The sequence below is a fragment of the Bacillus sp. MYb56 genome, from assembly GCF_002976445.1.
Classification (GTDB): Bacteria; Bacillota; Bacilli; order Bacillales; family Bacillaceae_G; genus Bacillus_A; species Bacillus_A mycoides.
In genome coordinates, this window is sequence record NZ_PCOH01000007.1 from 61012 (window position 1) to 74980 (window position 13969).

Here is a 13969-nt window from a genome sequence, read left to right on the forward strand (position 1 = left end):
TCTTTCTTCCTCCTACTACATCAAGATGGCTTACATTTTTCGATATGGAAAAGAAGGAGGACAAAATGAATCCATTTCAAGAAGCACAAACTGTTCCGGAGCTTCGTTACGATGAGATTCAAGTCGGTGATCAAGCATCACTTACAAAAAAAATTACGGATGAGGACGTTATCAATTTTGCAAAATTGACTGGAGATGTAAATCCTATTCACATTCTAGACTCTTTTGCAAAAACAACAATGTTCAAAGAACGTATTGCCCATGGCATGCTCGTTTCAAGTTTTATTTCTACCATTCTTGGAACGAAACTTCCTGGCAAAAATACGATTTATTTATCACAAAACGTTTCATTCCGTGCTCCTGTCAAAATCGGTGATACACTTCGCGTTGTGGCAGAAGTTATTAAAAAACGGGACGATAAAAAAATTATCACATTGCAAACAAACATATATAATCAATCTGATGATATTGTCGTAGAAGGTACAGCGACAATACTGAAAAAAGAGTAGCAAATTTGCTACTCTTTTTTCTATCCAAGAACTTCTAATCACACCGTTTACTTCCGTGTATGAGTACGTCGTTTACACATAAAATAACATTACCAGATAGCACTTAGCTAAACTGGATTACTCTTTAAGGATGTGTATCAACATGGTGAAAACAAACAAATTACTAGTTCCGGGTGCAGAGCAAGCACTTGAACAATTCAAATATGAAATCGCACAAGAATTCGGTGTAAGCTTAGGATCTAATACAGCATCTCGTTCTAACGGATCAGTTGGCGGTGAAGTAACGAAACGTCTTGTTGCTTTAGCTCAACAACAATTACGCGGATAACTATATAACCTATGGCTTAGAGGCAGATATTCTCTGCCTCTTTCTTTTTTAACATACATAATAGTGCTTCTTCACATACTAGTAAGAGCAAATCGAAAGGAACGATATGTGAAATGAAACGGATTAACATTAGCATGAGTCCTCCCCGTGTTCTTACTGTATCTTTTATTATGCTATCAATTATCGGTACATGCCTATTGAAATTGCCAATTGCTACAACAACGTCCATTTCATGGCTCGATGCCTTATTTACAACGGTTTCTGCTTGTACAGTTACAGGGCTTGGTGTTGTGGACACTGGTAAAGTATTTACCTTATTTGGCCAATGTGTCATTTTAACACTTATACAAGTTGGTGGGCTTGGCATTATGAGCTTTGCTGTTTTAATCGCAATTATGCTCGGCAGAAAAATCGGCCTTCAAAACCGGATTTTATTACAACAAGCATTAAACCAAACAAATGTCGGCGGAATCATTCGTCTTGCAAAAGCATTATTTTTATTTTCTTTTACTGTAGAATGTATCGCTACTTTACTTCTCTCTTTTGAATGGGTACCAAAATATGGGATTTCCAAAGGTATATATTACAGCTTTTTTCATTCTATCTCAGCCTTTAATAATGCTGGGTTTTCTGTGTGGAGCGATAATTTAATGTCGCACTCCCATAGCATTCTCGTCAATCTCGTTATTTCTTCCCTCATCATTTTAGGTGGGATTGGTTTTACGGTTATCGTAGATATAAAAAGAAAGAAAAACTTTAAAAACCTTACTTTGCACTCAAAGCTTATGCTCTCTTCTACTCTAATCGTCAATATTATTGCTACAGCTTTTATCTTTATATTTGAGTTCCATAATTCAATTTCCATGAGAGGTTTTACACCATTTGAAGAAGGTATGGCTGCTTATTTTCAAGCGGTTTCAACACGTACTGCCGGGTTTAATACTGTTGATATCTCTGCATTATCAAAACCTTCACTTTTATTAATGATGCTTCTTATGTTTATTGGTGCTGGCAGTGCTTCAACTGGTGGTGGGATTAAGTTAACGACTTTTTTGATTATGTTTTTCGGCGTATTTAAATTTTTGCAAGAACAAGATGATATTGTCGTGTTTAAAAAATCCATTAAAGATACGCTCATTGTCAAATCATTAACGATTACTATTATTTCAATTTCTTTTATTTTTCTTTCCATTTTAATTTTAAGCATCACTGAGAAGGTTCCTTTATTAATGAGTGCTTTTGAAGTATTTTCAGCATTTGGAACTGTCGGCCTTAGCATGAATTTGACGCCACACTTAACAATCATCGGCAAAACAATTATTATCTTTATGATGTTTTTTGGAAAGATGGGGCCTTTAACATTAGCCTTTTCATTTGCACGTAAAAAACAAAGAAAAATAAAATATCCCAACGAAGATATTTTAACAGGTTGACAACCGTATAAATTATCCATATAATGAGAGTACAATAGCATATCTCCAAAGGGGAGTAGCGTCCAAGAACTATTTCTTGGAAACAAAGTCGTCATTACGTAGAACTTAGTTCTTCCGGCTTTGTTGGCATTTTCATTACATATGTCTAGCAAGACCTTTGCCTATCAACGGCAGAGGTCTTTTTTGTTTTCAAATTCCTTCCACCGTTGATACGCAGGAGTATGGGGAAACTAAACAGTGGGGAACTTCTTCACTTGTTTAGTCTTTATAGAAATGAGAGGAGAATGTACATGGATGTATCATTATTATTGGAGTATGGTTGGGTATTACTCATCCTAATTGCACTAGAGGGGATTTTAGCGGCTGATAACGCTCTCGTTCTCGCAATTATGGTAAAACATTTACCAGAAGAAAAACGAAAGAAAGCACTATTTTATGGATTAGCAGGAGCGTTCGTTTTCCGCTTCGGATCACTATTTATGATTTCGTTCCTAGTAGATGTATGGCAAGTGCAAGCAATTGGTGCGATTTATCTTATGTTTATCGCGGGGAATCACTTATTTAAAACGTATGTTAAAAAGAATACACATGAAGAAACAGAAGAAAAAGAAGCAAAGAAAAAACAAGAGAACTTTTGGTGGACTGTATTTAAAGTCGAAGTTGCTGATATCGCCTTCGCAGTTGATTCAATTTTAGCTGCTGTTGCATTAGCAGTGACTTTACCGAAAACAGGATTAGGTACGATTGGTAGTCTTGATACAGGTCAATTTATCGTTATCTTTACAGGTGGACTTATCGGATTAGTTATAATGCGATTTGCAGCAACTGCTTTCGTACAAATATTAAAACGTAAACCAGGACTTGAAACTGCAGCATTTTTAATTGTAGGTTGGGTTGGTGTGAAATTAACAGTTTATACGCTAGCACACCCTGCTTTAAATGTCCTTCCACATTCATTCCCAGAATCCACTCCGTGGAAGCTTACATTCTGGATTGTATTAGTTGGAATCGCAGTTTGCGGTTGGTTCTTCTCGAAAGAAGTAGAAGTAAAAGTAGAAAAGAATTTAGACGAAAAAGCGCTGTAATTACAGCGCTTTTTCTTTTTTCTCGTTTCAATTCCCCTCTCTATTTTCAGAAAAAATTCCATTATACTACCTTTTGTAAACGCTTCCCTTCTAGATGTATGTCCTTTTTGTGAAATATTGCACAAACTTATTGAAACTATGAACAAATCCATGTACCTTATTCATATAAGGAGTATTTATAGACGATGTATTAAAGGAGCGTATTACTCATGCTAGAACAAGGATTAGATTACGTTGTAAAACTGGCTAAGAGCAAAAAACAAATGCTAGATATAAATCCAATGCAATATTTCATTCGTGCTGCACTTGCGGGCATTTATATCGGTTTTATTATTGTACTATGTTTTAAATTAGGTAACTTTTTTCATATTGCAGATTCACCAGCAACATATTTAGCTTCCTCCATGTTTTTCGGAATTGCTCTCGTACTTATTATATATGGCGGCGCTGAATTATTTACGGGCAATACGATGTACTTCACAGTGGCAACTTTAAGAAAAGAAACAACGATTTCTGATACACTTCGCAACTGGGTTGCTTGTTATGCAGGTAACTTAGCTGGCGCTTTATTCTTTGCCTTACTATTTTACGCAACTGGAATTTTCGAAGCAATTGATCACAGTCATTTAATGAATAAAGTTGTTGAAGGAAAGATGAATACACCTACAATGCAATTATTCTTTAAAGCAATTTTATGTAACTGGCTCGTATGTCTTGCCTGCTTCTTACCTTCTCAAGTGAAAGGTGACACAGCAAAAATATTAATGATGATGATGCTCGTTTTCACTTTCTTTTTATCTGGTTATGAGCATAGCATTGCAAACTTATCACTGTTTGCTTTATCTTTAGTATCACCACATCCTGAGACAATTTCTTTTGCGGGTGCTATTCATAACTTAATTCCAGTTACAATCGGTAACATTATTGGCGGATCCGTATTTGTCGGTATGGTATATCATTACTTAACAAAGAAAGCACCTGTTGTTGAACAAGAGAAAACTCAATTAGTTGGAGCTCAAACGGAGGAAATTATTCCTTTACAAGCACATATGAAACATTAAAAACTCCAAAGTTTTACTTTGGAGTTTTTAGCTCCCTACATATTTCAAGGCAATATAAGGATTAATTTCCCCGTTTTCCTTCCCTCTCTCTATGCTCTTTTTCATCTGATGCATACCGATGACATCATTTGTATGAAGGTGAATTTCATTAACATATAAACCTTCGTTGCAGAAAGCTTCTACGAAATCTAACCCACTTTTTTGTCGCCATCCCATATTATAATCGAGGGAAATAATATTCACCTCATTATCCCTAACAATTTGCAAGGCAGATTCTACTGTAGTTGCCAAAACATATCCGTATGGGCAACTTCTTTGATCATCCATATATACATTCATTTTCTATCTCCTCTCTATTTTGCATATGTGACCAACACATAACATATTGCTCCAAGGCTAATAAAAGGTCCGAACGGAATTGGAGTTCTTATGTTTATACGTTTTAGCGCTATACCTATCCCGAAAAAACAAAGACTAAAGCAAGATGCTAAAAATAAAGTTATAAAAACCCCTTTCACTCCGACTATACATCCGAGTAACGAAAGTAATTTCACATCACCTCCGCCAAGACCATCTGGATAAATCTTTTGCATGCAATATAACAAAATGAATATAGTTCCACTACCAGCTAAACTATCTATCCAAGTAACTAACGGTACAAAAATACATTCTAAAATAAGCAAAAGCGCAAACCAAATTAAAATACGATTAGGTATTAGCATATATACTAAATCTGTAACTGAAATAATTAGAAGTAACGAAAAAAGCGATAAAATGATGATGAGCTCTCTTTCCATTCCAATTACATATACAGTAAGAAAAAATAAACTGCCTGTAACAAATTCAAATACTATGTACAAACTTGAGATTTTGCTCTTACAATTCGTACAACGCCCTTTTTGTATACAAAATGAAATGATTGGAATAAGTTCTTTCGGCTGTAACGTATACTTGCAGTAATGACAGTACGAACGCGGTGTAATAATAGATTCCCCTACTGGAACTCTCATCGCAATCACCATAAAAAAAGAACCAAACACCATACCTATTAACAATGCATATAAATAAGTGAACATCCCTTCCTCTCCTTTCCAAAAGAACATAACAAAAAAAGGAGAGAACTTCTACTTCATATTATCTTTATTCTATTAAAAAAGCAGGCCGTTTTCCGGCCTGCTTTCCCCTATTTTATACGATGAAATATACTGCTTTTAACGGCCCGTGTACTCCGACAACAAGATTCATTTCAATATCCGCAGAGTTACTTGGTCCTGTAATAAAGTTAATACAAGATGCGACTGCTTCACCTTTTTCCACACGAGAGTTCATATGTTGAACTGCTTGTGTAATACGCGGTACAAGTGTTTCACGTGGAATAATAGCAAAGTATACAGTCGGTAAAAAGTGTAAAGAACGCCCTTGTCCTTTATGACTTTGTACAACAATCGTACCAGATTCAGCTAAAGTATAATCACTAAATGCAATACCGATATTCGCTTTTTCCGCTATACGCATATTCTCTTCTTTTTTCTCAGGATCCCATACATTTACCTCAACATTTTGCTTTGGAAGCTCTTCTTTAAATAAAGAAGTCAATCCATAGGAATCAAAACGTTCATCTGCTGATAATATAATAGGTCCTCCGCCGTTTTCAACGATTACTTTTTGAATATCTTCACGTAAGCGGTCGTTTGTCGTTTCCACAACAGTTGTATGAATGTTTGTACATTGCTTTTTAAATACTTCTAACAATTCTTCTTGTGAATAATCTTTTAACGTTTCGACATTCACATTACTTTTCCATGCTGGACGTTTTACGCCTTCTGTTTTACGCGCGCGCCCAAGTTCTTTTGCGATATTATCTAGAAAGGACTCACGGTTTTGAATTAATCCTGTCATTATTTGTCCCCGCCTTTCTTATGATCTTTATACCAATCACGGAATCGTTCTTTACTTGGAGCTGGGAATTCACGAATATCCGTCCAGTTTTTAAGTGGTCCAACACCTTTTGATACACGGTTACCAGATGTAAATGGACTCATTGCTGCCGGTGCCATTTTCGATCCCATTTTATATAAAGCTGCTGAAGAAGCACCCATACTAAACATTTTCATTGCTAATTTTTCTGCAAGTGGGGCACGACCTTCTTGCTCAACGATGACTTGACGATGTTTTAATAATAAATCATGTAATGGAATTTTTACTGGACAAGCTTCTGTACATGCTCCGCATAAACTAGATGCATAAGGAAGCTCTTTGTAATCGTCATACCCACCTAAAAGTGGTGTTAATACCGCACCGATTGGTCCTGAATAAATAGATCCATACGAATGTCCACCAACGTGACGATATACGGGACATACGTTAACACAAGCCGCACAACGAATACATTGCAATATTGAACGGAATTCCGATCCAAGAATTTGAGAGCGGCCATTATCAACAACGACTAAATGAAACTCTTCTGGTCCATCTACCTCTTCCTCTTGAATTGGTCCTGCTACTGTTACGTAACTTGTTAATTTTTGACCTACCGCACTACGACATAGTAAACCAACTAAAACATCTAATTCTTCCATTGTCGGAACCATACGTTCCATACCCATTACTGCAATTTGTGTTTTCGGAATCGACATGACAAGATCGGCATTACCTTCGTTCGTCACTAAACAAAGAGAGCCAGTATTTGCAACAGCGAAGTTACAACCTGTCACACCAATTTCTGCATCCATAAATTTCTCACGAAGTTGTTTACGAACAAACTTTGTCATTTCGTATGGATCATCAGAATTTTCATATCCAAGTTTTTCTTTAAATACATCACGAATTTGCGTTCTGTTTTTATGAAGTGCAGGCGCAATAATATGTGATGGTGGATCGTTATCTACTTGCAAGATATACTCTCCTAAGTCACTCTCTAACACTTCACAACCAATCTCTTCAAGGGCATGATTCATACTAATTTCTTCAGTTACCATTGATTTTGATTTTACAACTTTCTTCGCTTGTTTCTTTTTTGCAACGTCTTGAATATACTTTGCTGCATCCTCTTTCGTTTTCGCAAAGTAAACGTGACCGCCTCTTTTTGATACATTTTCACTTAACTGCATTAAATAATAATCAAGATTTTCTAACGTATGTTGACGAATTTGTTCACCTAGTTCACGCCACTCTTCCCAGTTTCCCAACTCGTCAGCTGCTTTTAATCGATTTGTATATAAACGCGTTTGTGCAGAAGATACCGCTCCGCGCATAAACGAATCTTGAATTCCATCGCCAACGCGATCATTAAATTTTTTCTCACTGATTTTCATAGACATAGCTTATGTTCCCCCTTCATGAGCGACTATTCAAGACCTCAGCAATATGCATTACTTTTACTTCTTTTCCTAAACGCTCAATACGTCCGCCAATGTTTAACAAACACCCACAATCTGCACCGATTAAATAATCAGCACCTGTTTCCATTACACTCTCTACTTTTTCATCTACCATTTGCTCAGAAATTGGAGTCATCTTAACTGAAAACGTTCCCCCAAACCCACAACAATTTTGCACGTTCGGCAGTTCTCTCACAATTAATCCTTTTACGCTTGATAATAAAATTCCTGGTGCCTCTTTTACTCCAAGCAGGCGTGTCATATGACAAGATTTATGAATAGTAGCTATCCCTGGTAAACTTGCACCAACATCTGTAACTTTTAAAACATCTACAATAAATTGTGTAAATTCATATGTTTTATCAGCAACCTTTTGTGCACGTTTAGCCCACTTCGGATCATCTTTAAAAACATGCGGATACTCATGAAACATTGTCGCACAAGATCCAGATGGCGTAACGATATATTCTGCATCTTCGAAAGTTTCAATCATATGTTTCATCGCTTCTTTTGCTGCTTCTACATGGCCGCTATTATAAGCAGGCTGACCACAACAAACTTGTGCTTCTGGAAATTCAATTTCACAACCTAAACGCTCCAATACTTCAACTGTTGCTTTACCGACGTTTGTTTCAAACATATCGACTAAACAAGTAACAAATAAAGTAACTTTCATAACTATAATTCCCCCTCATTACAACTCCGCCAAAAATCATATGGTCATCAGATGACTAAGATTAGAAGAAGTAGGCTCAACCATGGCCTATCCTCTCCCTCTTCTAAAGAAAACGCTTACTTAATCTCTCTCTATTTTATCAGAAAATTAGATTTTTAAAAGATTAAATTACGAATTTATATCGCTTTTACCTGTGACAATATGTTCTACATTTGTTAAATGATCTAGCATCGCTTGCTGCGCTAATTCCACATCTTGCTTTAACACCGCATCATATATAGATTGATGCTCTTCTAAAAGTCGTTCTGATGTTGTTTGTTCACCATATAAAATAATGCGTCTTGATTCACCAATCGTTTCAGCAATCATCTCTGAAACATGATTCATGAGCTCAAGCAAGATGTTATTATGCGAAGATTCTGCAATTCCCATATGAAAATGAAAGTCTGCTTTTTCGCCAGCCTTCTCATCTCCAATGCTCTTTGCCATTTCATCTAACCACTGCTTCATATTTTGCAAATTAGCTTCCGTACGTTTTGCCGCTGCCGCTCGAACTGCCCCCACTTCGAGCACCTTCCGTACTTCTAATAAATTCAAAATATCCTCTTTCTTCATTAATAACTTGTTATTTAGTGATTTTGTTAATGAAGAAGGATCGAAATTCCTTACATATGTACCTTCTCCTTGTTTCATTTCAATTAAGCCCATTGCTCTTAGCGCACTTAGCGCTTCACGAACAGCAGATCTGCCAACTTGAAACTGCTCAGCTAATTGATGAACAGGAAGTAGTTTGTCACCAGGTTTTAACGTACCATTTTTAATCATTGTTAAAATAGCTTCAGATACTTCTTCGTAAATTTTTTTCGGTTTAATAGATTTGTACTCCAGTTAAATCACCTCAGTATCTTCCAAACAACAATTGTAACGTTTTATAAGAACTTAGCATCCATAACTATTTTAGAACGAATTAGTAAGAAGTACAAATGTTTTGTTCATAAAATAGTCAAATTTTTGATATTTGTTTGATATTAATTAATACATTTACGCGTAACTATTTACCTTCAATATGAAGAGCATATTCCAAAAGTTAGAATATGCTCTCCTCATCTTGTGCTTTTAATTTAATACTAACTGTCGTGCCCTTACCTTTTTCACTTTCTATTCTCCACTCACCGTCATGTATATGAACAATTTGCCTTACAATTGCAAGACCTAAACCTGTTCCACCGTGTTGACGACTTCTCGCTTTATCTACTCGGTAAAAGCGTTCCCCCAGATTTTCTAAATGCTCTCTATCAATACCTATTCCTGTATCTTTTATGTGCAATTCACAATAATCATCGATTTGCTTTAATGTTATTATGATATCCCCGTTTTGATTTGTATAACGTATCGCATTATCTAATACATTATGAAGTACTTGTTGCATACGATCCTCATCAATCATTACGATAATTTCAGGATTTAAATTCGTTGAAATACGAAGGTTTTTTTCTACAAACTGTAACTCGTACGTATTTAGTACATCTTCAATAAGCTGTGAAAAAACGATAGGTTGTTTCTTTAAGGGAAAGTGTTCACCTTCTAGCTGCGCTAGATCTAATAAATCATGAACGAGGCGCTGCATGCGACCTGCCTCTTTATGAATAAGTTGCGTTACTTTTTCCTGCTGCGGCCCCTTCGCTACACCGTCTAAAATAGCTTCACTATATCCTTTAATATAACTAAGCGGTGTTCTAAGTTCATGCGAAACATTAGCTAAAAATTCCTTACGCTTTACATCTTCTGTTTCTAAGGAATTTGCCATTTTATTAAAGGCTTTTCCCAATCGTCCAATTTCATCTTCTGAAGAAATTGTAATCCGCTCTGAAAAATCTCCAGTAGCCAAATGATTTGCAACTCGTTCCATTTGCGAAAGCGGTCTCGTAATGGCGATAATAATTTTTCTACCAATCCATATTGTAATTAAAATCATTGCAAGTGCTAACGGCGCTAAAATAAGACCCATATCAAATATTAAGTCTTTTATACTTTTTAAAGGAATATAAGAGTATACAATACCAACTAATTTTTTATTATCTAAAACAGGGATGACAACACCCATAATATTACGATCAAAATGTTCTTCATACCCTATCTTTGTCACAGTTTTCCCATCTAATAGCGCCTGTCTATCCCCTTCACTTATAAGAGAATGATGGTGAACATCAAAAGGCAAACATGCGCTTAAATCACGCGGATTGTATACGAAAAGGACATCTGAACTAGATATTTGATCATATGCCCTTACTTTCTCTTCAAAAGTGGATACTCCTTCACGTTTATCATATTGCGTGGCAAGACGTTTCCCTTCCATTACTAATGAATCTTTTAAATTATCAACGTATAACTTTTCATATGAGTATAAAGATACAAAATAAAGAAAGGAAACTGTTACACATACTGCACATACTACTGTAAGCCAAAGCTTTTGTACCATCGTAAACATACGTTACACCTCAAATTTATAACCTACACCCCAAACGGTTTGAATGTAGTTTCCACTTTCTCCTAGCTTTAGACGCATCGTTTTCACATGCGTATCTACCGTTCTTGTACTTCCTGCATAATCATATCCCCACACCTTTTCAAGCAATTGTTCCCGGCTAAATACTTGTCCATTATGTTGGCAAAGAAAATATAGTAAATCGAACTCTTTTACCGTAAGAGGAATCGTCTCACCATTCGTCTCGACCCTCCTACTTTTTTCATTAATAAGAATCGGTCCAAATTGAATCTCTTCTTGCTGTTCTTGCTTTGTATATCGTCTTAAAACAGCTTCCATACGAGCAATTAGTTCCCCAGGACTAAATGGCTTTACAATATAATCATCTGCTCCCATACGTAAGCCGTTCACCCTATTCCACTCTTCACCTTTTGCTGTTAAAAATATAATAGGTACATCCGACGTTTTTCGAATCTCTTTACAAACTGAAAGCCCATCCATCTCAGGCATCATAATATCTAGTACAACGAAATCGTAATGATCCGTCTCTAATTTTCGAAGTGCCTCTTTTCCATTTTCAGCTTCTCCCCACTCGTATCCGAAGTTATCTAAGTACATTCCGACAAGTTGCCTCATATCACTTTCGTCATCTACGACTAGCACGTTATATTTACTCATTGTCCTTCCCCTTCTCTCTCTATGAGTTGAAACGGTCCTTTTCCGACTTTAATTGTTTGTTTTATTTTCATATTCTTCATATCCATTACGCATACTTCATCGCTATCATAACTAGCTACATATCCTTCTGCACCGCTTTTCAAAAATGCAAATGGATTAGATCCTACTTCTGCAAATCCTACCTCTTGATACGTACTTGCATCAAACTTTCTAAGCGTATTTGAACCGTGACTTAGCGCATATACATACTTATCATCCTTTGTTATATTCACAGGCATAAACGGAGCATGTAAAGAACGCATCATCTCTCCGCTCTGTAAAGAATACACTAATACTTTCTCATTCACTTGACTTCCATCACCATGTCCACCAATCCATATTTCTTTCCCATCAGCGCTAACCGTTGCTCCTGTTGATGCTGGTGGAATCATAAAGGACTGTATCACTTCTTTTTTCTTTGTATCAATGGTCGTTAGTTTCGTATCATAAAAGTTGAGTACAGATAACTGGTTATGATGCTCTACCATCGTTATCGGCCCTTTTCCTGTTGAAACACTCCCTGTCTCTTTTCCTTTTATCGTAAAGAACCTTACCTTTTGTTCATTTTGATCGGCAGCAAATAATTGTGTTCCATCATCTGATGCGATAACATTAGCAATTCCTTTTCCAATCTTATATTTGTCCACTTGTCTTCCTTCTGCTAGTGAATATACATACATATATTCTAATTGCTTACCATAAACAAGTATTTCCTCGCCATTTGGAAGTAGCGTAACCCCCGCAATCGGCTCATTTAATTCCCATGTTGTTAATAGCTTCTTTGTTTTTTTATCAATAAAACTAATACTACCTTCCTTTATATTCGTTGTTATAATAACACTTTTATCTTTAGCAATCGGTGTATATGAACTTCCTTGACACCCTACTAATAGAAATAAAAAACAGAGAAGAAAAACATACTTTCTCAAAAGATTCCCTCCATCTTCGGATGATTTCATTATAATTGTAAAATAACAAATAAATGTGTGGAAAATGTGAAATCTTCCTTTATTAATAAACTTACATATATAATGTACAACAAATAGAATTTGAGGTGTGTAAATTATGCTTTTTCCTGATTTAGCGAATAAAATTGTACGTGAAGTACGCAGATTAATTACTGAAAACATTATTATTATTAATATACAAGGCGTTATTATCGCAAGTACAGATGCGGAAAGAATCGGTCAATTTCATGAAGGTGCACTCCGCTGCGCGAAACAAAAGAAAACTGTCATTATTACAAAAGATGATGAACGACGACTGCAAGGTGTAAAAGCTGGGATGAACCTTCCTTTACTATTCCATGACGAAGTAATCGGCGTGATTGGAATTACAGGAGAACCTGAAAATATTTCACAATACGGAGAAATATTACGTAAGATGACCGAATTATTAATTCATGAAAACTACTTTTTAGAACAACTAGAACTTGAGCACCGGTCTTATGAAGCATTTGTCTTTGATTGGCTTCAAAATACAGACTGGTCTCCAAGTTTTCTCGATCGTGCAAAAACGCTTGGCATTGATTTATATAAGAAGAAACAACTTATTTTATTATCAATCGCCCAAGATAATACGATGCTCCAGCGTAAAATTTGGCAACATATGCGCAACATTTTAGCAAAAGAAAATTTATTTGTTCGCTGGGGAAATGATCGGTTTATTTTGTTTACAACAATCCAATCCAAAGAGCAAACCTTTCAATTTTTAAAACGGTTAAAACAAGACTGTGAAACTTTATTTTCTATTACTTTATATATCGGGATTGGACAAACAGTTACGCCAAGCAATATGAATTTATCGTACGAACAAGCATTACGCGCCCTTTCAGTATCACTTGAAACGAAAAAAATTGTATTTAATGAAGATTTACGTTTAGAAATGTGCTTACAAGATATTTCTACTGAAACTCGAGAACAGTTTCTAGAGCGTACCATTGAAAACTTAGTATCATCTCCTGAGCTTATGCACACTTTACGTTTATTTATCGATTATAACCAATCTTATAAGCAGACAGCTGAGCAATTACATATACACATTAACACATTGCATTACAGGCTAAAAAAGATTGAAGAACATACAGGACTTGACCCGAAACAATTCAAAGATTTAAATATTTTATACTTCGCACTCCTCTTATTAGATAATCATACAAAAAATAACGATAAAACAGATTAATCTTTAGGTGATTGCACATAGAAAGAATCCTCCAAATTTTTTATCATTATAATGAAAGCACTGTTACAACGTTTTTTATTATGACGAAATACGTTAACAGTTTGAGGGGGATTT

15 protein-coding genes and 1 riboswitch are annotated in these 13969 nt (G+C 35.8%); of the genes, 6 read left to right on the forward strand and 9 right to left on the reverse strand.

Translation table 11 applies throughout. From position 1 onward, the window contains the following. Positions 1-65: 65 nt before the first annotated feature. The 5 genes from CQ058_RS11160 (at position 66) to CQ058_RS11180 (ending at position 4416) form a co-directional block, all read left to right on the forward strand. The gene (locus CQ058_RS11160) at positions 66-509 is read left to right on the forward strand and encodes a MaoC family dehydratase (RefSeq protein WP_001067911.1); all 444 of its coding nucleotides are present in this window, start codon (positions 66-68) and stop codon (positions 507-509) included. A gap of 142 nt (positions 510-651) precedes the next feature. Further along, a complete protein-coding gene (locus CQ058_RS11165; RefSeq protein WP_000241212.1) occupies positions 652-837 on the forward strand; it encodes an alpha/beta-type small acid-soluble spore protein in 186 nt (61 codons plus the stop codon). 113 nt (positions 838-950) lie between these two features. Further along, entirely contained in the window at positions 951-2270 is a 1320-nt protein-coding gene (locus CQ058_RS11170; protein WP_002188867.1) for a TrkH family potassium uptake protein, read from the forward strand. 38 nt (positions 2271-2308) lie between these two features. Beyond that, a riboswitch (yybP-ykoY riboswitch) is annotated at positions 2309-2481 on the forward strand. 79 nt (positions 2482-2560) lie between these two features. Beyond that, positions 2561-3355, forward strand: coding sequence for a TerC family protein (locus CQ058_RS11175; RefSeq protein ID WP_002011580.1), 795 nt, complete (start codon positions 2561-2563; stop codon positions 3353-3355). A 209-nt stretch (positions 3356-3564) separates the two neighbouring features. Continuing rightward, positions 3565-4416: a formate/nitrite transporter family protein gene (locus tag CQ058_RS11180; protein WP_002011581.1), complete on the forward strand. Its 852-nt coding sequence runs from the start codon at positions 3565-3567 to the stop codon at positions 4414-4416. A gap of 27 nt (positions 4417-4443) precedes the next feature. Here CQ058_RS11180 and CQ058_RS11185 read toward each other — a convergent pair whose 3' ends face one another. The 9 genes from CQ058_RS11185 to CQ058_RS11225 all read right to left on the reverse strand — a co-directional run bounded on the left by CQ058_RS11185 (position 4444) and on the right by CQ058_RS11225 (position 12603). Further along, positions 4444-4755 (reverse strand): cyclic-phosphate processing receiver domain-containing protein, encoded by a 312-nt coding sequence (locus CQ058_RS11185; protein ID WP_002064363.1) that lies wholly within the window; start codon positions 4753-4755, stop codon positions 4444-4446. Positions 4756-4769: 14 nt separating this feature from the next. Beyond that, a complete protein-coding gene (locus CQ058_RS11190; protein ID WP_002086842.1) occupies positions 4770-5492 on the reverse strand; it encodes a prepilin peptidase in 723 nt (240 codons plus the stop codon). 112 nt (positions 5493-5604) lie between these two features. Continuing rightward, entirely contained in the window at positions 5605-6315 is a 711-nt protein-coding gene (locus CQ058_RS11195; protein ID WP_002188864.1) for a LutC/YkgG family protein, read from the reverse strand. Next, complete coding sequence (locus tag CQ058_RS11200; protein WP_002011586.1) at positions 6315-7736, reverse strand: LutB/LldF family L-lactate oxidation iron-sulfur protein; 1422 nt, start codon at positions 7734-7736, stop codon at positions 6315-6317. Before CQ058_RS11200 ends, CQ058_RS11195 begins: the two co-directional genes overlap by 1 nt. A gap of 16 nt (positions 7737-7752) precedes the next feature. Further along, the gene (locus tag CQ058_RS11205; RefSeq protein ID WP_002188863.1) at positions 7753-8472 is read right to left on the reverse strand and encodes a (Fe-S)-binding protein; all 720 of its coding nucleotides are present in this window, start codon (positions 8470-8472) and stop codon (positions 7753-7755) included. 168 nt (positions 8473-8640) lie between these two features. Beyond that, on the reverse strand, positions 8641-9330 hold the full coding sequence (locus CQ058_RS11210) for a FadR/GntR family transcriptional regulator (RefSeq protein WP_201053587.1): 690 nt from the start codon (positions 9328-9330) through the stop codon (positions 8641-8643). A 229-nt stretch (positions 9331-9559) separates the two neighbouring features. Then, positions 9560-10960 (reverse strand): sensor histidine kinase, encoded by a 1401-nt coding sequence (locus CQ058_RS11215; protein ID WP_002011591.1) that lies wholly within the window; start codon positions 10958-10960, stop codon positions 9560-9562. Between the two features lie 3 nt (positions 10961-10963). Continuing rightward, on the reverse strand, positions 10964-11635 hold the full coding sequence (locus CQ058_RS11220) for a response regulator transcription factor (RefSeq protein WP_002126137.1): 672 nt from the start codon (positions 11633-11635) through the stop codon (positions 10964-10966). Continuing rightward, positions 11632-12603 carry a YncE family protein gene (locus tag CQ058_RS11225; RefSeq protein ID WP_002011594.1) on the reverse strand — a complete coding sequence of 324 codons (972 nt, stop codon included), beginning with the start codon at positions 12601-12603 and terminating at the stop codon, positions 11632-11634. Before CQ058_RS11225 ends, CQ058_RS11220 begins: the two co-directional genes overlap by 4 nt. 136 nt (positions 12604-12739) lie before the next feature. On the opposite strand from CQ058_RS11225, the gene CQ058_RS11230 reads away from it, so the two are divergent. Next, positions 12740-13855 carry a CdaR family transcriptional regulator gene (locus CQ058_RS11230; RefSeq protein WP_002011596.1) on the forward strand — a complete coding sequence of 372 codons (1116 nt, stop codon included), beginning with the start codon at positions 12740-12742 and terminating at the stop codon, positions 13853-13855. Positions 13856-13969 lie beyond the last annotated feature (114 nt).